16 protein-coding genes are annotated in these 18,162 nt (G+C 73.0%); 5 read left to right on the top strand and 11 right to left on the bottom strand.

Annotation, left to right across the window (positions count from 1 at the left end):
* Positions 1–341: 341 nt before the first annotated feature.
* Both ppdK and ACFZCF_RS03395 read left to right on the top strand, forming a co-directional pair.
* Positions 342–3,053, top strand: coding sequence for a pyruvate, phosphate dikinase (ppdK, locus tag ACFZCF_RS03400; protein ID WP_388440665.1), 2,712 nt, complete (start codon positions 342–344; stop codon positions 3,051–3,053).
* Positions 3,054–3,548: 495 nt separating this feature from the next.
* Positions 3,549–4,577 (top strand): ArsR/SmtB family transcription factor, encoded by a 1,029-nt coding sequence (locus ACFZCF_RS03395; RefSeq protein WP_388440662.1) that lies wholly within the window; start codon positions 3,549–3,551, stop codon positions 4,575–4,577.
* Here the strand turns inward: ACFZCF_RS03395 and ACFZCF_RS03390 are convergent.
* Positions 4,547–5,707 (bottom strand): PhoX family protein, encoded by a 1,161-nt coding sequence (locus ACFZCF_RS03390; protein WP_388440659.1) that lies wholly within the window; start codon positions 5,705–5,707, stop codon positions 4,547–4,549. The two genes, ACFZCF_RS03395 and ACFZCF_RS03390, sit on opposite strands and share 31 nt — an antisense overlap.
* A 296-nt stretch (positions 5,708–6,003) precedes the next feature.
* On the opposite strand from ACFZCF_RS03390, the gene ACFZCF_RS03385 reads away from it, so the two are divergent.
* On the top strand, positions 6,004–6,471 hold the full coding sequence (locus ACFZCF_RS03385) for a group III truncated hemoglobin (RefSeq protein WP_388440656.1): 468 nt from the start codon (positions 6,004–6,006) through the stop codon (positions 6,469–6,471).
* 132 nt (positions 6,472–6,603) lie between these two features.
* Positions 6,604–7,017, top strand: a complete 414-nt coding sequence (locus ACFZCF_RS03380) for a VOC family protein (protein WP_388440653.1) — start codon at positions 6,604–6,606, stop codon at positions 7,015–7,017.
* A 17-nt stretch (positions 7,018–7,034) separates the two neighbouring features.
* Here ACFZCF_RS03380 and ACFZCF_RS03375 read toward each other — a convergent pair whose 3' ends face one another.
* The 6 genes from ACFZCF_RS03375 to ACFZCF_RS03350 form a co-directional block, all read right to left on the bottom strand.
* A complete protein-coding gene (locus ACFZCF_RS03375; RefSeq protein ID WP_391284309.1) occupies positions 7,035–7,802 on the bottom strand; it encodes an SDR family oxidoreductase in 768 nt (255 codons plus the stop codon).
* Positions 7,803–7,825: 23 nt separating this feature from the next.
* Positions 7,826–9,184: an MFS transporter gene (locus ACFZCF_RS03370; protein WP_391284307.1), complete on the bottom strand. Its 1,359-nt coding sequence runs from the start codon at positions 9,182–9,184 to the stop codon at positions 7,826–7,828.
* Between the two features lie 92 nt (positions 9,185–9,276).
* On the bottom strand, positions 9,277–9,861 hold the full coding sequence (locus ACFZCF_RS03365) for a TetR family transcriptional regulator (RefSeq protein ID WP_391284305.1): 585 nt from the start codon (positions 9,859–9,861) through the stop codon (positions 9,277–9,279).
* A 58-nt stretch (positions 9,862–9,919) separates the two neighbouring features.
* Positions 9,920–10,255, bottom strand: a complete 336-nt coding sequence (nirD, locus tag ACFZCF_RS03360) for a nitrite reductase small subunit NirD (RefSeq protein WP_388440641.1) — start codon at positions 10,253–10,255, stop codon at positions 9,920–9,922.
* Positions 10,252–12,783, bottom strand: coding sequence for a nitrite reductase large subunit NirB (nirB, locus tag ACFZCF_RS03355; protein ID WP_388440638.1), 2,532 nt, complete (start codon positions 12,781–12,783; stop codon positions 10,252–10,254). Before nirB ends, nirD begins: the two co-directional genes overlap by 4 nt.
* Positions 12,780–13,970, bottom strand: coding sequence for an FAD-dependent oxidoreductase (locus ACFZCF_RS03350; protein ID WP_391284302.1), 1,191 nt, complete (start codon positions 13,968–13,970; stop codon positions 12,780–12,782). The genes nirB and ACFZCF_RS03350 overlap by 4 nt, the downstream gene beginning before the upstream one ends.
* Before the next feature lie 181 nt (positions 13,971–14,151).
* Here ACFZCF_RS03350 and ACFZCF_RS03345 point away from each other — a divergent pair, with 181 nt between their 5' ends.
* Entirely contained in the window at positions 14,152–14,937 is a 786-nt protein-coding gene (locus tag ACFZCF_RS03345) for a TSUP family transporter (protein ID WP_391284300.1), read from the top strand.
* Positions 14,938–14,946: 9 nt separating this feature from the next.
* On the opposite strand, the gene ACFZCF_RS03340 is transcribed toward ACFZCF_RS03345, so the two are convergent.
* From ACFZCF_RS03340 to ACFZCF_RS03325, 4 genes are all read right to left on the bottom strand, one after another.
* Entirely contained in the window at positions 14,947–15,567 is a 621-nt protein-coding gene (locus tag ACFZCF_RS03340) for a class F sortase (protein WP_388440629.1), read from the bottom strand.
* A 131-nt stretch (positions 15,568–15,698) separates the two neighbouring features.
* Positions 15,699–16,211, bottom strand: coding sequence for a hypothetical protein (locus ACFZCF_RS03335; protein ID WP_388440627.1), 513 nt, complete (start codon positions 16,209–16,211; stop codon positions 15,699–15,701).
* Between the two features lie 243 nt (positions 16,212–16,454).
* Positions 16,455–17,282: a sporulation protein gene (locus ACFZCF_RS03330; RefSeq protein ID WP_391284297.1), complete on the bottom strand. Its 828-nt coding sequence runs from the start codon at positions 17,280–17,282 to the stop codon at positions 16,455–16,457.
* 9 nt (positions 17,283–17,291) lie between these two features.
* Positions 17,292–18,104 carry an aminotransferase class IV gene (locus tag ACFZCF_RS03325; protein WP_391284295.1) on the bottom strand — a complete coding sequence of 271 codons (813 nt, stop codon included), beginning with the start codon at positions 18,102–18,104 and terminating at the stop codon, positions 17,292–17,294.
* Positions 18,105–18,162: the final 58 nt, after the last annotated feature.

The following is an 18,162-nucleotide window of genomic DNA, read 5'->3' as shown; positions in this document are numbered from 1 at the left end:
GCGAGTGATCCTCGCCACCCTTGAGGGGGGTACTGCTCAGATGAGCGAACCACCGAGGGGTGTACGCCTTGAAGGGGTGGCACTGGGTGCCACCCCTTTTATGTTCAAGAGTTGAACGCAAGTGCGCACTGAAGCCGCTCATCTGAGCGTGTTGTCCCCGGATCGGGTCAAGCGGGCTTCGGGGCGTGAATGCGGAAGCTTCGCCTGGGTAACTTTCGAAGTGGGGGCGGACGGGTGGTTACGGCCGTGTGACCGGTAGGCGTACCTCCCCAGAAGCCTTCGATCTGGGTATGTTCCTCGCCGTCAGGGCAGCCAACCGAGTCGTCGAGGAGTCGGGACCCGTGTCGGAAAACAATGATCAGAAGTTCGTGTACGACTTCACCGAGGGCAACAGGGACCTGAAGGACCTGCTCGGTGGCAAGGGGGCCAACCTCGCCGAGATGACCAACCTCGGTCTCCCGGTGCCCCCCGGCTTCACGATCACCACCGAGGCGTGCAAGGTCTACCTCGAGTCCGGCTCGGAGCCCGTCGCCCTGCGCGACGAGGTCACGGCCCACCTCGACGCCCTCGAGCGGAAGATGGGCAAGAAGCTCGGCCAGGCCGACGACCCGCTGCTGGTCTCGGTCCGCTCGGGCGCCAAGTTCTCCATGCCGGGCATGATGGACACGGTCCTCAACATCGGCCTCTCCGACGAGTCCGTCACCGGCCTCGCCCGCCAGGCCGACAACGAGCGCTTCGCGTGGGACTCGTACCGCCGCCTCATCCAGATGTTCGGCAAGACCGTCCTCGGCGTCGACGGCGAGCTCTTCGAGGACGCCCTCGACGAGGTCAAGGCCGCGAAGAAGGTCGCCAGCGACACCGACCTGGACGCCGCCGACCTGAAGAAGGTCGTCGAGCAGTTCAAGGAGATCGTGAAGGCCGAGACCGGCCGCGACTTCCCGCAGGACCCGCGCGAGCAGATGGACCTCGCCATCGAGGCCGTCTTCAACTCGTGGAACACCGACCGCGCGAAGCTGTACCGCCGCCAGGAGCGCATCCCCGGCGACCTCGGCACCGCCGTCAACGTCTGCTCCATGGTCTTCGGCAACCTCGGCCCGGACTCCGGCACCGGCGTCGCCTTCACCCGCGACCCCGCCTCCGGCCACCAGGGCGTCTACGGCGACTACCTGCAGAACGCGCAGGGCGAGGACGTCGTCGCCGGCATCCGGAACACCGTGCCGCTCGCGGAGCTGGAGTCGATCGACAAGAAGTCGTACGACCAGCTCATGCAGATCATGGAGACCCTGGAGACCCACTACAAGGATCTCTGCGACATCGAGTTCACCATCGAGCGCGGCCAGCTCTGGATGCTCCAGACCCGCGTCGGCAAGCGCACCGCCGGTGCCGCCTTCCGCATCGCGACCCAGCTCGTGGACCAGGGCCTCATCGACGAGGCCGAGGCGCTCCAGCGCGTCACCGGCGCCCAGCTCGCCCAGCTGATGTTCCCGAAGTTCGACGAGCACGCCAAGGTGGAGCAGATCGGCCGCGGCATCGCCGCCTCCCCGGGCGCCGCGGTCGGCAAGGCCGTCTTCGACTCGTACACGGCCGTCAAGTGGTCCCGCTCCGGCGAGAAGGTCATCCTGATCCGCCGCGAGACCAACCCGGACGACCTGGACGGCATGATCGCCGCCGAGGGCATCCTGACCTCCCGCGGCGGCAAGACCTCGCACGCCGCCGTCGTCGCCCGCGGCATGGGCAAGACCTGTGTCTGCGGCGCCGAGGAGCTGGAGGTCGACACCAAGCGCCGCCGCATGACCACCGCCTCCGGCGCGGTCATCGAGGAGGGCGACGTCGTCTCCATCGACGGCTCCACCGGCAAGGTCTACCTCGGCGAGGTACCCGTCGTACCGTCCCCGGTGGTCGAGTACTTCGAGGGCCGCATGCACGCCGGCGCCGACGACGCCGACGAGCTGGTCCAGGCCGTCCACCGGATCATGGCCTACGCCGACCGCGTCCGCCGGCTGCGCGTCCGCGCCAACGCCGACAACGCCGAGGACGCCTCCCGCGCCCGCCGCTTCGGCGCCCAGGGCATCGGCCTGTGCCGCACCGAGCACATGTTCCTCGGCGAGCGCCGCCAGTACGTCGAGCGCCTGATCCTGGCCGACACCGACGCCGAGCGCGACGACGCCCTCAAGGCCCTGCTGCCGCTCCAGAAGTCCGACTTCGTCGAGCTCTTCGAGGCGATGGACGGGCTGCCGGTCACGGTCCGCCTGCTCGACCCGCCGCTCCACGAGTTCCTGCCCGACATCACCGAGCTGTCGGTGCGCGTCGCCCTCGCCGAGTCCCGCAAGGAGCCGCACGAGAACGAGCTGCGCCTGCTCCAGGCCGTGCACCGGCTGCACGAGCAGAACCCGATGCTGGGTCTGCGCGGCGTCCGCCTCGGCCTGGTCATCCCCGGTCTGTTCACCATGCAGGTGCGGGCGATCGCCGAGGCGGCGGCCCAGCGGATCGACGCCAAGGGCGACCCGCGCGTCGAGATCATGATCCCGCTCGTCGGCACCGTCCAGGAGCTGGAGATCGTCCGCGAGGACGCCGAGAGGGTCATCGCCGAGGTCGTGGCGGAGACCGGCGTGGAGCTGAAGCTGGCGCTCGGCACCATGATCGAGCTGCCCCGGGCGGCCGTCACCGCCGGCCAGATCGCCGAGGCCGCCGAGTTCTTCTCCTTCGGCACCAACGACCTCACCCAGACGGTCTGGGGCTTCTCCCGCGACGACGTGGAGGCCAGCTTCTTCACCGCGTACCTGGAGAAGGGCATCTTCGGCGTCAGCCCCTTCGAGACCATCGACAAGGACGGCGTCGGCGCCCTGGTGCGCTCCGCGGTCCAGGCCGGCCGGGCCACCCGCCCCGACATCAAGCTCGGCGTCTGCGGCGAGCACGGCGGCGACCCGGAGTCGGTGCACTTCTTCCACGAGGTCGGCCTCGACTACGTCTCCTGCTCGCCGTTCCGGATCCCGGTGGCGCGCCTGGAGGCCGGCCGCGCGGCCGCCGAGGCGAAGGGCAGCGACAGCCGCTGACCCCGCGAGGGGCCCGCAGGCCCCCCGAGCCCCCGGGGCCGCCGTCGGCCATCCCTTCCGAACCCTCACCGGCGGACGGCGGCCCCGGAACCGAAAAAACGGGACGGACACCTTGTGCGGAGGTGTCCGTCCCGTCGTTTTCACGTCAGATTCATGCGTAATTACGCCCGCATTGAATTATTGGAAATTGAACGTCTGTGTTTGCGGGCGTTTCGGTCGCGGCCCCCGGATCCCCACCCGGGGGCCGCTCCCTTTTCACTGTGTCGGGCAGGTGAGCCGCAACCCTCGCCGACCGCCGCCGGACGGGCAAAGCCCCCCACGGTCTTCACCACGTCACCTCGGTCCTGAAGGTTTCCTGCCCGACCCGCACAGCATTTCCGTTGTGCTGTGTTCGCCGCGATGCTTTTCATCTGTGGCTGAAACACCCTGGTAACGTGCTGTGATGGAGTGCATACTCGATCGCGGGGTGGTTGCGAGTGCACAGGTGGGGACTTCATGCTTCGTATTCATTTCACTGCGGACGATCTGGCGGGGGTGCGGATCGCCGCCCGTCCTGACGTCCTGTGGGAAACGATTCTCAGCTTTCACCGTTTAAGGGACCGGCGCGGCCCGGTGGTGTTCGGCGGATGGCGCACGGAAACCAGGGCGCGGCTCGGCGGGGAGACCCGACTGCTCGCCGCCCTCGTTCCGAGCCGGGGTTATTTCCCCGACTTCCTCACCCCGGCGGAGGGCCTCCACGGCCTCGACGACGGCCTCGGGGCGGTCCGCGGGACGCCTCCCGGCCGGCTCCGCTCGGAGCTCTCCCTGCTGGCCGCCGACCGCTCGGGCGGCCGCACCGTGCCGCACTCCTTGCGGGCCCTCGCCGACGGCGGCACGGAGCCCTTCGACCGGCTCCTGGGGGCGCTGCGCAGCTACCACCGGGCGGCCGTGGAGCCGTACTGGGCGCACATCCGGGCCCGGGTGGAGGCGGACCGGGCGCGCCGGGGCAGGGCCGTCCTGGACGGCGGCGCGGAGGAGCTCCTCGGCTCGCTGCCGCCGATGCTGAGCTGGCGGGCGCCGGTCCTGGAGGCGACGTACCCGGTCGACCGGGACGTGCACCTGAACGGGCGGGGGCTGCTCCTCCAGCCCTCGTACTTCTGCCGGGGCACGCCGGTGATGCTGCGGGACCCCGCGCTGCCGCCGGTGCTGGTCTACCCGGTGACCCATGGGGAGGCGCCGACGGTCCGGCCGCCGCGCGTCTCCTCGCTGGCGAAGCTGGTGGGGCAGACCCGCGCGGAGGTCCTCCAGGCCATCGGGGACGGCGGGACGACCAGCGAGCTGGCCCGCAGGGCCGGGGTCTCGCTGGCCTCGGCCAGCCAGCACACGGGCGTGCTGCGGGAGGCCGGGCTGATCGCGACCCTGCGGCACGGGAACGCGGTGCTGCACACGCTGACGCCGCTGGGCGCCGCGCTCCTGGGAGGAGGCGAGGCCCAGCGGCGTCGGGACGAGCGCTGTTACGCGCGGAACGGGCCGGTCACCTCGTAGGTGATGCCGCCCGAGGAGCTGCCGGTGGTGCCGCGCTGGCTGGAGAAGTACAGCCGCCGACCGTCGGGCGAGAAGGCGGGGCCGCAGATCTCGGAGCCGGACTGGCCGGTGATCCGCAGGAACGGCGCGACCGTGTCGTCCGGGGTGATCAGGCAGATCTCCATGTTGCCGCCGTCCTCGGCGATGAACAGGTCGCCGGAGGAGGAGCCGGTGACGTTGTCGACGCCGGTGAGCGGGGCGGCGCCGTTCGGGACCAGCGAGTCGTCGTAGGCGAGTTCGTAGGTGTTGTTCAGGAGGTTCAGCTGCCAGAGGCGGTTGTCGCCCTTGGTGGTGAACCAGACGGTGTCGTTGGCGTAGTGGCAGCCCTCGCCGCCGCTGAACTTCTTCGCGCCGGAGACCTGGGTGCGGGTGGTGGTCGGGGAGCCGTCCGGGTCCGGCACGTTCTGCCAGGTGAAGGAGCCGGAGGTGGCCGTGCCGGCCTTGAGGACCTGGAGGGTGCCGGAGGAGAGGTTCCCCCAGGTGTTCGGGACGAACCGGTAGAAGCAGCCGTCCGTCTCGTCCTCGGTCAGGTAGACGACCTTGCGGACCGGGTCGGCGGCGGCGGCCTCGTGCTTGAAGCGGCCCATGGCGTCCCGGCGGACGGCCGCGTTCACGCCGTACGGGTCGGTCTCGTAGACGTAGCCGAGGCTGACCTCCTCGCAGGAGAGCCAGGTGTTCCACGGGGTCTTGCCGCCCGCGCAGTTCTGCCGGGTGTTCGACAGGATGCGGTAGGCGCCGGTGATCGTGCCGGCCGAGTCGAACTTCACGGCGCTCGCGCCGCCGCTCGGGTTGATCTCCGAGTTGGAGACGTAGATCCAGCCGGTGCCGTCGGCGTAGCAGGCGCCGCCGTCGGGGGCGTTGTGCCAGGTGTACGAGGTGCCGGGGACGGTCTGTCCCGAGCGGGCGACGACCCGGCTGGTGAACCCGGCCGGCAGCATGATGCCGTTCGCGTCCGCCGCGCCGAGGGCGCCGTAGGGGCCGGCGCCGGGCTGGGCGGGGGCGGCGTAGGCGGCGCCCGCCATCAGGGTGCCGCCGAAGGCCGCCGCCGACGTGCCGATGACCGCTCCGCGCAGGAAACTGCGTCGCTCCACGTCTTCTCTCCAGGGGTGTGGTGACCGCCCGCCGCACGTCAGCGGCGGGGTCGCGCGAGGGGAATCTAGGAGGGCGGAATTGACTGTGCATCAACAACCGGTGACGCGGAAGGGGCGCGTGCGGGGCGGGGGAGTCGACGGGAGGGGAAAGCGCCGGATTCGCGCCAAGGTCGTCCGGGCCCGGAGGGGGCTCGGGCGGTGGGGCTCCGGCGGCGGAGGGGTTCAGGGGGGGGCGCGGGCGGTGGGCGGGACCTTCGGCACTGGGGAAGCGGGGCCGGGACGGGCAGACTGGACGCATGCGCGACATCCGGGAGCTCCCCGACATCGGCGGCCGCGACGACCTCGACGCGCTGCTGCGCCGTTTCTACGAGGCCGCCTTCGCCGATCCCCTCATCGGGCCCTTCTTCACCGAGGTCGCCGGCACCGACCTGGAGGCGCACCTCCCGCGCATCGCCGACTTCTGGGAGCGGGCCCTGTTCCGTACGGCCGCGTACGCGCGGGACGCCTTCGCCCCGCACGCGGCGCTGCACTCCGCCCGCCCCCTCACCCCCGCCCACTTCGGGCGCTGGGTGCAGCTCTGGCACGCCACCGTCGACGGGCTCCACCGGGGGCCGCTCGCGGACCGCGCCAAGGCGACGGGGGAGCGGATCGCCGTCTCGATGCTGAGGCGGCTCGGCGGCCCCGGCGCGGAGGCCGAGGCGGCCTCCGGCGGGACCGGCGGTTTCGTCCCGCTGGCCGCGCTCACCCTGCGCTCGGCCGCCTGAGCGCAAAGACTTCTCCGGGGAGCGATGAGTCCCGGCCGCCCGGCCCGTCTCCACTCCTGACAGCACCGCGCACGACGGGACCGCAGGACGGGACCGCGCGCCGGAACCGCACCACGGAGGAGAGAGCAGAACATGGCCCCGCAGATGATCTTCGTGAACCTGCCCGTGAAGGACCTCGACGTCAGCAAGGCCTTCTACGAGAAGCTCGGCTACGCGATCAACCCGCGGTTCAGCGACGAGACCGCCGCCTGCGTGGTGATCAGCGACACCATCTTCGTCATGCTCCTCACCGAGGAGAAGTTCGCCGGCTTCACCGCCCCGGGCAAGGCGATCGCCGACGCCTCCGCCACCACCCAGGTGCTGCTGACCCTGAACGCCGAGAGCCGGGAGAAGGCCGACGAACTGGCCGACCGGGCCCTGGAGGTGGGCGGCCGCCCGGCGAAGGAGGCCATGGACATGGGCTTCATGTACGGCCGTTCCTTCGCCGACCCGGACGGCCACCACTGGGAGGTCTTCTGGATGGACCCGGCCGCCGCGCAGGGCTGAGCGGACGTCCCGGGGGCTCAGGCGGAGACGCCGCCGTCGACCACCAGGTCCGTGCCGACGACGGAGCCCGCCGCGTCCGACGCGAGGTAGAGGACGGCCGCCGCGACCTCGGCGGCGGAGGAGATCCTGCCGAGCGGCGACTGCTCCTTCATCCGGACCTCGCGCTCGGCCTCCGTCTCGCCGGGCAGCAGCGACATCGTGGACTCCGCGGCGCCGGGGCTGACCGCGTTGATCCGCACCCCGTCGGCGATGTGGTCGCGGGCCGCGGCGCGGGTGAGCGCCGAGACGGCCGCCTTGGAGACCTGGTAGCCGAAGACGCCCGGGATCCGGACGTGCGCGCCCAGGTTGGACGAGATGTTCACGATCGCGCCGCCGCCGTGCGCCCGCATGTGGGCCACCTCGGCCTGGAGGGCGTTCAGGACCCCGGTGACGTTGGTGTCGAGCAGGGCCTGCCAGTCGTCGAGGGGGAAGTCGGCGGCGCTGTGGCCGCCCCGGAAGATCCCGGCGTTGTTGACGGCGACGTCGAGCCCGCCGTACGCCTCGACCGTGCTCCGCACCAGTGCGCGGGAGGACCCGGGGTCCGTGACGTCGGCGGTGACGGCGGTGGCGGTGCCGCCCTCGGCCTCGATGAGGGCCACGGTCGCGTCGAGGGCCGCGGCGGTGCGCCCGGCGGCCACCACCTTCGCGCCCTCGGCGGCGAAGGCGCGGGCGATCTCCCGGCCGAGGCCGGAGCCGGCGCCGGTGACGAGGACGGAGCGGCCGGTGAAGCGGGCGGAGACGGACATGGGAACTCCCCTGGAATCGGTGATCACTTGGCGAGACGGAGGGTGAGGAGGGCGAGGGCGGCGAAGAGCGCCGCCGCCGCGGCCAGCGGCGCGGCGGAGCCGCCGAGGGTGAGCAGGGCCGCGAAGAGCACGGTCGGCCCGAGCTCCATCGCGGTGTTGAGGACGCCGCCGGCGAGCCCGGCTCGCTCGGCCGGGACCCGTTCGGTGGCGAGGACGGCGGCGCCCGCGAAGGAGAGCGCCCCGCCGGCGGGCAGCAGGAGCAGGCCGGGCAGCAGCCCGTAGGCGTACGGGAGTTCGGCGCCGGTCGCGAGCAGCGCGAGCCCGGCGCCCGCCGTGCCGAGTCCGGCGGCGGTGACCCGACCGGGTCCGTACCGGCCGAGCAGCGGCCCCGCGAGCCGGCCGGCGCCGAGCAGCGCGGCGGCGAAGGGCACGAAGGCGGCCGAGGTGAGCGCGGCCGAGTAGCCGCGCTGCCGCTGGAGGTCGAGCGAGAGCAGGACGAAGACGGTGGCGGTGCCGGCGGCGGTGAGCGCGATCGCGGCGAGCCCGAGGAGCCGCCGCCGGTCGCGCAGGAAGTCCGGCGGGAGCAGCGGGTCGGCGGCCCGGCGCTCGGCGCGGGCGAAGCCGGCGAGCAGGACGAGTCCGCCGAGCAGCGGTACGAGGACGGGCGCGGAGCCCCACGGGTGGGCGTCGGTCAGCACCAGGCCGGTGCTGGCGAGCACGATCCCGGCGGTGGCGAGCAGGGCGCCCCGCAGGTCGAGGGCGCGGTCCGCGCCGGGCGGGGTGGCGGGCAGCAGCCGGGGCGCGAGGAGCAGGGCGGCGAGCGCGACGGCGACCGGCGCGACGAAGGAGGCGCGCCAGGAGGCGGCCGCGGTGAGGGCGCCGGAGAGGAGGTTCCCGGCGGTGGCGCCGAGCACGGAGAGGCCGCCCCAGGTGCCCATCGCCCGTCCGTAGGCGGCGGGTTCGGGGTACAGGGCGCGCAGGGCGCCCATCGCGGCCGGGGCGACGAGCGCGGCTCCGGCGCCCTGTGCGAAGCGGGCGCCGAGCAGGGCGGCGTATCCGGTGGCGAGCGGGGCGAGCGCGGAGGCGGCGGCGAAGAGGAGGAGTCCGGCGGTGAGCGCCCGGCGGGCGCCGTACCGGTCCGCGAGCCGCCCGCCGAGCAGCAGGAGCCCGGCGAAGGTCAGGCCGTAGGCGGCGCTGAGGAGGATCAGGCTCCCTTGGTCCAGGCCGAATTCGGCGGCGATCCGGGGGAGCGGCACGGCGAGCGAGGCGAGCGTGAAGATGAGCGTCGCCTGCACGGTCCCGAGCAGGGCGAACCCCCGGCGGGCGGCTCGGCCGTCCCCTGTGGGCGTGACCGGTGCCGCGGTGCCCTCGTACGTCGTCATGCCGTCCCCCTGCATCTGTACTTGACCGTACATTCCAGAATGAGCCCCGAAAAAGGCGCCCCCGCAAGGGCGCCGCCCGTTTCTCCGACCGCTCAGTCGAGCAGCCGCAGGGCCTCCTCCGCCGCGTCCCGGACCCTGGCCGGGTCCGTCGACGCCTTGCCGACCACCCGGATGCCCTGGAGCAGGACCAGGAGCATCCGGGAGAGGGTGCGCGGATCGCGGCCCTCCGGCAGTTCCCCCTGCGCGCGGGCCCGGGTGAGCGCCGCGTACAGCAGGGTCTCGATCTGCTCCCAGCTGAGCTCGACCCGGCGGGCCACCGCCGGATCGCGCGGGGCCAGCTCCGCCGCCGAGTTGGTGACGAAACACCCGGTCAGGCGCAGTTCCTCCGCCGTCGCCTCGGCGGCGAAGCGGCGGACGAGCGCCCGCACGGCCGGTAGTGCCGGGCCCGGCGCGGACAGCTCCTCGACGAGCCCGGGGTCGCGGGTCTCCAGATAGCGGTCCATCGCCCTCAGGTACAGCTCGTGCTTGCTGCCGAAGGTCGCGTAGAGGCTGGCCCGGCCGATCCCGAGGTGCTCCACGAGGTCCGCCATCGACGTCGCCTCGTAGCCGCGCGCCCAGAACAGGTCGAGCGCCGCCTGGAGCGCGGCCTCGGGATCGAATTCCTTGGTCCTGGCCACGCGAGGACCGTACGACTTTCCGGAACGACCGGTCAAGTTCCCCCGGGAGAGGGGCTTGTCAGGTGAGCCGGACCGGGTAGACCGCCACCGCCACCTCGTCGTCGTCCAGGCACCGACCCGTCTCCAGATCGAAGCGCTGCTTCAGCAGCGGCGAGGCCACGAACGGCCGCCCGTCCGCCGTCCCGAGCAGCCCCCGGGACAGCACCTGCGCCCCGGTGAACGGATCGCGGTTGTCGATCGCGTACGCCCGCCCCGCCCGGTCCCGGAAGACCGCCGCCTGCCGGCCGTCGGGCAGCAGCGCCGCCAGGCCGCGGCCCGGGGTCAGCCGGGCCTCCTCGCAGACCGCCATCCAGGAGTCGGGGGCCGGGGAGAGTTCGAGGGTCGCCGTGGTCATCGGGAGGCTCCTTCCAGGGTGCCGATGGTCAGGATCGTGAGGTCCGGCTTGATCTGGTCGCGCTCCGGCACGAACCGGACCGTCGGGTCGGGGGTCTCCGGCGCGTTCACGAAGGAGACGAAGCGCCGCAGTCGCTCCGGGTCGTCCAGGGTCTGTGCCCACTCGTCCTGGTAGTCGGCGACGTGCGCGGCCATCAGGGCCTCCAGCTCGTCGCAGAGGCCCAGCGAGTCCTTCACGATCACGTCGCGGAGGTGGTCGAGGCCGCCCTCCAGGCGCTCCAGCCACACCGACGTCCGCTCCAGGCGGTCCGCCGTCCGGATGTAGAACATCAGGAACCGGTCGATGAGCCGGATCAGTTCGGCGTCCGACAGGTCCTGGGCGAGCAGGTCGGCGTGGCGCGGGGTCGCGCCGCCGTTGCCGCCGACGTACAGGTTCCAGCCGTTCGCCGTGGCGATCACGCCGAAGTCCTTCGACTGCGCCTCGGCGCACTCGCGGGCGCAGCCGGAGACCGCCGACTTCAGCTTGTGCGGGGCGCGCAGGCCCCTGTAGCGCAGCTCCAGCTGGATCGCCATCTTCACCGAGTCCTGGACGCCGTAGCGGCACCAGGTCTGCCCCACGCAGGACTTCACGGTGCGCAGCGCCTTGCCGTAGGCGTGCCCGGACTCGAAGCCGGCGTCCACCAGGCGGGTCCAGATCGCCGGGAGCTGGTCGACGCGGGCGCCGAAGAGGTCGATCCGCTGACCGCCGGTGATCTTCGTGTAGAGGCCGTAGTCGCGGGCCACCTCGCCGATCACGATCAGCTTCTCGGGGGTGATCTCGCCGCCGGGGATGCGGGGGACCACCGAGTAGGAGCCGTTGCGCTGGAGGTTGGCGAGGTGGTGGTCGTTGGTGTCCTGGAGCGCGGCCTGCTCGCCGTCGAGGATGTAGCCGCCCAGGCCGATGGCCGGCGCCAGCGAGGCCAGGATCGAGCCGACGGTCGGCTTGCAGACCTCGCAGCCCTCGCCGCCCTTCGCGCCGTCCCGGCCGTGCGAGTCGAGCAGCGCGGCGAAGGACGTCACGCGCAGGGTGCGGGCGATCTCGTAGAGCTCGCTGCGGGTGTACGGGAAGCAGCCGCAGAGGCCCTTGTCCGCCGCCTTCGGCAGCAGCTTCTCGATGACCTTCACGCAACTGCCGCAGCCCGTGCCGGCCTTGGTGCACTTCTTCACCTCGGACAGCGAGGCGCACTGGCTGATGGCGTGCTTGGTCACGTTGTGGCAGGAGCAGATGACGGCGTCGTCCGGCAGCGCCGACGGGCCGAGCGCCACCGGCGCCCCGGCGCCCGCCGGGAGCACCAGCTGCTCGGGGGAGACCGGCGGCCTGGTGCCGGTCAGCGGACGCAGCAGGCCGTACGACTCTGCGTCGCCGACGAGGACGCCGCCGAGGAGCCGGCCCTCGCCGTCCACCACCAGCTTCTTGTAGACGCCGGAGCGGGAGTCCGCGTACACGACGTCGAGGCAGCCCTCGGTGGTGCCGTGCGCGTCGCCGAAGGAGGCGACGTCCACGCCGAGCAGCTTCAGCTTCGTCGACAGGTCGGCGCCGGTGAAGCCGTCACCGGGCTCCTCCTCGGCGAGCACCCCGGCCACCGTCTGCGCCATCTCGTACCCCGGCGCGACCAGGCCGTAGACCCGCCCGTCCGCGGCGAGCGCGCACTCGCCGATCGCGAAGACCGCGGGGTCGGAGGTGCGGCAGTGCGCGTCGACCGCGATGCCGCCGCGCTCGCCCACGTCGAGCCCGCACTCGCGCGCCAGCTGGTCCCGGGGGCGCACGCCCGCCGAGAACACCACCATGTCGACCGCGAGTTCGGCGCCGTCCGACAGCCTCATGCCGGTCACGGACCCGTCGGCGGTCACGACCTCCTGGGTGCCCGTGCCGGTGTGCACGGTCAGCCCCATCTGCTCGATCGTCCGCAGCAGCGCCGCGCCGCCGCCCTCGTCGACCTGGACCGGCATCAGGCGCGGCGCGAACTCCACGATGTGGGTGTCGAGCCCGAGGCCCTTCAGCGCCCCGGCCGCCTCCAGCCCCAGCAGGCCGCCGCCGACCACGGCGCCCGTCGTCGCCGTCTTCGCGTACTCCTCGATGGCGAGGAGGTCCTCGATCGTCCGGTACACGAAGCAGCCGGTGGCGTCCTTGCCGGGCACCGGCGGGACGAAGGGGTACGAGCCGGTGGCGAGCACCAGGTGGTCGTAGGCGACGGTCCGCCCCGACCGGGCGGTGACCGTGCGCGCCGCGCGGTCGATGGCCACGACGGGCTCGTCGGTGTACAGCTCGATGCCGTGCCGCTCCATGAAGCCGTCCTCGACCATCGACAGGTCGTCGGGCGTCTTCCCGGAGAAGTACGAGGTCAGCTGGACGCGGTCGTACGCCGGGCGGGGCTCCTCGCAGAGGACCACGATCCGGGCCCGCTCGGTGACGCCCCGGTCGGCGAGCGCCTCCAGGAACCGCTGGCCGACCATTCCGTGGCCGACCAGGACGATGGTGGGGGTGGTCATGAGGAGCCTCCGTCGTGGGTGAGCAGGTGAAGCAGGGGGGCCTCCGGGAGGGCCTCGTCGCCCTCCCAGGCGCGGGCGAGCGCGCCGACCGCGGCCAGATCGCCGAGGAGGACGCCCCCGACGAGCCGGTTGTCGCGGACGACGACCTTGCGGTAGGCGCCCTTGGTCGCGTCGGCCAGCTGGACGACGTCGTCCCCCGGCCGCGGGGTGGCCTCGCCGAAGGCGGCGAGGTCCAGTGGCTGCGCACCGCCGAGGGTGAGCCGCGTGAGGGCCCGGGTGCCGGTGTAGCGCGGCCCGGTGGTGCCGGACAGCACGTCGGCGAGGACGTCGGCCTGTTCGAGCGCCGGGCCGGCCAGGCCGTAGACCCGGCCGTCGTGCTCGGCGCAGTCCCCGATCGCGTGGATGTACGGGTCCGAGGTCCGCAGCTCGTCGTCGACGACGACGCCGCTCCGGACGTCGAGCCCCGCCTCACGGGCCAGCGCCACCCGGGGGCGCACCCCGCAGGCCAGGACGACGACCTGCGCGTCCAGGACGAAGCCGTCGGCCAGCTCGACCGCCGTCACCGCCCCGTCCCGCTGCCGCAGGCCGCTGACCCGGCACTCGGTGTGCGTCTCGACGCCGAGCCCGTCCAGGTGCTCCCGCAGCAGCACGGAGGCGTGCGGGTCCAGGTGCCGTTCCATCAGGTTCTCGCCCTGTTGGGTGAGCACCACCTCGGCGCCGAGCGCGGCGAGCGCCCGCGCGGCCGACACCCCGAGGAGGCCGCCGCCGATGACGACCGCGCGCACCCCGGGCCGGACGACGGCCCGCAGCGCCAGGCAGTCGTCGAGCGTGCGGAAGGAGTGCACGCCCTCCGGGAGCTCCGCGCCGCGCAGACCGCGCAGCGGCGGCAGCACCGGGTTGGAGCCGGTGGCGAGCACCAACCGGTCGTACGGCACGAGCTCGCCGTCGGAGCACTCCACCGTCCGGGCCGCCCGGTCGATCCCCACCACCCGCACCCCGCGGCGCACCGGCCGGCGCGGCTCGGGCAGGGCGACGACCTCGGGGGCGTACCGTCCGGCGAGGACGTCGGCGAGCAGCACCCGGTTGTACGGGGCGTGCGGCTCCTCGCCGAGGAGGGTGACCGGCAGGCGCTGGGCGAGGCGGAGGCCCGCCGTTCCGCCTCCGACCACCACGATCCGTGTACTCATGTCCGGAAGGGTGCGGGCGCGGTGTTTCCCGGTGGCATCCCGGCTGTTTCCCGCACGGAACGCTGATCTCCGACGGGCGGCGGGCGGGCTGTGAGGGCGCGCGGCCGCCCAGGCTCAGAGCTTGCTCAACGATCGGACGATCGATGGACGGGCCAACGATCTCGTCCCTAGGGTCACGGTCATGCCCGACATCGCCCTCACCACCCTCCTCCTGCTGTGCCTGGCCGCGCTCGTCGCCGGCTGGATCGACGCCGTGGTCGGCGGGGGAGGGCTGCTGCTCCTGCCGGCGCTGCTGATCGGGTTGCCGAACGCCACGTACCCCTACGTCACCGGCACCAACAAGGCGGTCGCGATCGTCGGTACGACGGGCGCGGCGATCACCTACGCCCGCAGGACGAAGGTGCCGGTGTGGACGGCGGTACGGGTCGGGCTCGCGGCCATCGCGGGCTCGACGGCGGGCGCGCTGTTCACGACCGCCGTCGACGAGGAGGTCCTGCGGCCGCTGATCATCGTGGTGCTGGTCGGGGTGGCGGCCTTCGTCATCCTGAGGCCCGCCTTCGGGGCGCGCCCGGAGGGGGAGGCGCGGGCCCCGCTCGCCCGGGCCCGGGTCGTCACCGCGATCGTCCTCGTCGGCGGCGGGATCGGCTTCTACGACGGGCTGTTCGGGCCCGGCACCGGCACCTTCCTGGTGCTCGCGCTGACCGCCGTGCTCCACCTCGACCTGGTGACGGCCTCCGCCACCGCGAAGGTCGTCAACGTCTGCACCAACGCGGGCGCGCTCGCCATGTTCGCCTACCAGGGCACCGTCTACTGGCAGCTGGCCGCGCTCATGGCGGCCTTCAACCTGGTCGGCGGGACGGTCGGCGCCCGGATGGCGCTCAGCAAGGGCTCGGGGTTCGTCCGCGGGGTGCTGCTGGTCGTGGTCCTGTCGATGGCGGCGAAGCTGGGCTGGGACCAGTGGGCGTGAGCCCCGGGTTCAGCGCACTCCGATGAGGTGCCCGAAGGCGACGACGTTGCCCTGGTAGCCGCCGCCCTTCTCGGAGAAGCCGCCGCCGCAGGTGATGACGCGGAGCTCGGCGCGGTCGGTGGCGCCGTACACCTTCTCGTCGGGGAAGGCGTCGTTGTCGTACACCTCGACGGCGTCGACGGTGAAGACGGCCGTCTTCCCGTCCTCCCGGTCGATCTCGATCCGGTGGCCCTTCTTCAGGGCGCCGAGCGTGTAGAAGACGGCGGGGCCGCCGGCGTTGTCCACGTGGCCGGCGACGATCGCGGTGCCCTTGGCGCCGGGGGTGACGCCGTCCCCGTACCAGCCGGCGAGGTTGCGGTCCTCGGCCGGCGGCACCTCCAGGGAACCGTTCGCGGCGAGCCCGAGCCGGGTCATCGGCGCGTCCACGTCCGTCTCCGGGATGCGCAGCCGCACCGGCGGGGACGAAGGGAGCGGGTCGGCGGCGGCGTCCGTGTGGACGCTCGGGCCGGCGGCGAAGGCCTGGGCGGCGGACGGGACCGGCGGGGTGACGTCCTGCGAGCCGTTCTGGACGAGCCAGAGGCCGACGCAGGCGGCCACCGCCACGCCCCAGCCCTTGCTCCTGTTGGTCACGTCGGTTCCTCACGGGGACACGGGGGACACGGGATCGGGCGGAGAGGGAAGGACCGGAGGGGGAGCGGGAAGGCCCCGCCCCCGGCCGGCCGTGTGCGGGAGCCGGGCGGGGGCGGGACGTGGCGGTGTGATCAGTGGCCCTGGGCGCCGCTCGCCCGGCGCCGCATGAGCCACACACCGCCGACGGCAGCCGCGGCCAGCACCGCCGCGCCCGCCGTGACCTGGGCGGTGTCGGGGCCGATGCTGCCGCCGACACCGGTCTTCACGTGACCGCTGGGCTCGCGGTGCTTCACGGTCAGCTCGCCGCGGGCGGTCCGGCCGTTGTCGCAGGCGACGGCGATCCAGTGGGTACCGGGCTTGGCGTGCTGGGGCAGCGTGAACTGGCCCACCACGACCTCCTTGTGCGTGCCCGGGCTGAGCTGGAACTCCCCGGCGCCGACCGAGTTCGCGTCTCCGACGCCGTGGCCGTTCTTCCCGCAGGCCAGGGTGTTCACGGTGACGGTGGTGCCGGGCGAGGCGGTGGAGGGGTAGATCTCCAGCGTCTGGGGTCCGTCGTTGTTCGCGTGCGCGGCCGGCGCGGCGAACGCGCCGAGCGCGACCACCGTCAGCGCGGTTCCGGTGAGCAGGCGGGCAGTGGGGCGCATGATGGGGTCCTCCGGGACGCGCGGTCGTTCGGTCGTACGGTCTTCCGTACGACCGAGCAAACGGCCCCGGCGCTCCCCCCGCCTGCTGATGACGCGTCAGGATTGCTCCGTCCGATACGGCGCGTCGACTGGAATCATGACGTTTCCGCAGGTCAGAGCTGGAAGCAAGTCGTCAGGCGAGGTGTCGTGCCGAACGGGTGAGCGGGCCCCGGAGGGGGTCTTCGACCGTCCCCGGCCGACCCGTCAGTCGTCGTCCTTCGCGTCCTTCGCGCCCTTCGCGCCCTTCTCGTCGTTCCTCAGCCGGGCGAGCGCCTCCAGCCACGCGCGGGCGTCGGCGTCGAAGTCGCGGCTTCCGGCCTCGTGGTGCGCGGCCACGAAGCGCAGCGCCTTCGGCTTGTTGTTCCAGTAGCGGTCGCCGCCCTCCCGGAACCGGCGCAGGAAGATCTCGGAGCCGACGGCGTTGGTGTGGAAGACCAGCTCCACCCGCGGCGCCCGGCCCTCCCCGCCCCGCCGGTCGGCGAGCCGGAAACCCTGCCACAGGTAGAGGTGGTACTCGACGCGGGGCAGCGCGGACTCGTAGACCCGGGAGCTCTCGAAGGCGTACCCCTCGGCCGCGAAGGCGTCGAGCACCGCCTCGTGGAGCGGCAGCGTCTCCACCCGCACCGGGTCCAGGTCCGTCGCCGCCTTGACGCCGACCGCCTCGACCTCGGTCCGGACACCGATCGAGACGCCGAGCCGCTCGCCGCGCGTCTCGTTCGGCGGGGTCTCCCACTTCAGCCGCTCGGAGAACGGGATGCGCCGCTCCTCGCCCTTCTTCAGCTCGAACCAGCCGCTGGCGCTGGGGTAGCAGAGGGTCGTGCCGTCGTCCGTGCCGTCGCCGTCGCCCTTGTGCGCGAGGGACGCGTTGGCGACGAGCCGCATGCGTATCGACTCGATCTTCAGGTCGCGCTCGGGGGCGCGGACCACGACCTCGCCCTTCAGTCTCCCGCCGGGGCGGACCGGCTCGTCGGGGACGATCGTGTCGATCTCCAGCGGGATCCCGCCGCTGCCGAACAGTCTCTTGAACACCATGGCCGCAGGCTAACCGGCGGAACCGTCCCCGTCACCGGAAACGATCTTCTCGTCCGGCACCTCCGCGTAGGCCTCCATGACCCGTGCCATCAGCGGCCCGTCCACCGGGTACGTCACCCCGTCGACCGCCGTCACGGGCGCGATCGTCCGGGAGTTGGCGGTGAAGGCGGCCCGGAACCCCGCCAACTCGTCGAGCACGACCGGGCGGTGGACCGACGGCAGACGGGGCGCGAGCAGCGCCATGGTGATCCCGGTGAGGTGCGGCGCCGTCGGCCACACCAGCGAAGTGCCGTCCCAGAAGGCGATGTTGGCGACCGCCCCCTCGGCCACCTCGCCGGCCGGTGTCGTCAGCAGCGCCCCGTCGAAGCCGGCCCGCCGCGCCGCGTCCCCGTGGTACGCCTGCCCGAAGCCGCCCAGGTGCTTGAGGTGCGCCGCCGGGCGCAGGTAGTCGACGGCGGTCAGCCGCTGCGGCGCGCCGAGGCCGTCGGGCGCGGCCTCCCGGACGGCGACCGCCGCCAGGAAGCCGGACCCCCGCTCGTACACGTACACCCGGGCCGACGCGTCCCGCCGCCCCGACCGCCCGAGGGCCCGCGCGAGGAGCTCCCGCACCCGCTCCCCGGGCAGCGGCGCGCCGAAGAGCTCGCGGGTGGCCCGGTCGAGGCGGTCGAGGTGCAGGCCGAGGCCCTTCACCCCGCCGTCCCGCACCTGCATCGCGGTGAAGTGGCCGTAGCCGCTCATCAGCGCCGCGAGGGAGTCGGGATCGGCGGCCGGGACCCCGTCGATCTCGATGTGCGCGGGGGCCGGAACGGAGGGAGTCGTCATGGCCCCACCGTAGTCACGGGAGGCAGCCCGGAGGATTCCCGGCCATCCGCGCTTGACC

It is taken from the genome of Streptomyces sp. NPDC007945 (assembly GCF_042958885.1).
In the GTDB taxonomy this organism is placed as follows: Bacteria; Actinomycetota; Actinomycetes; order Streptomycetales; family Streptomycetaceae; genus Streptomyces.
Note: the sequence above shows the minus strand (reverse complement) of the source record. Positions and strands in the feature narration are given on the sequence as shown.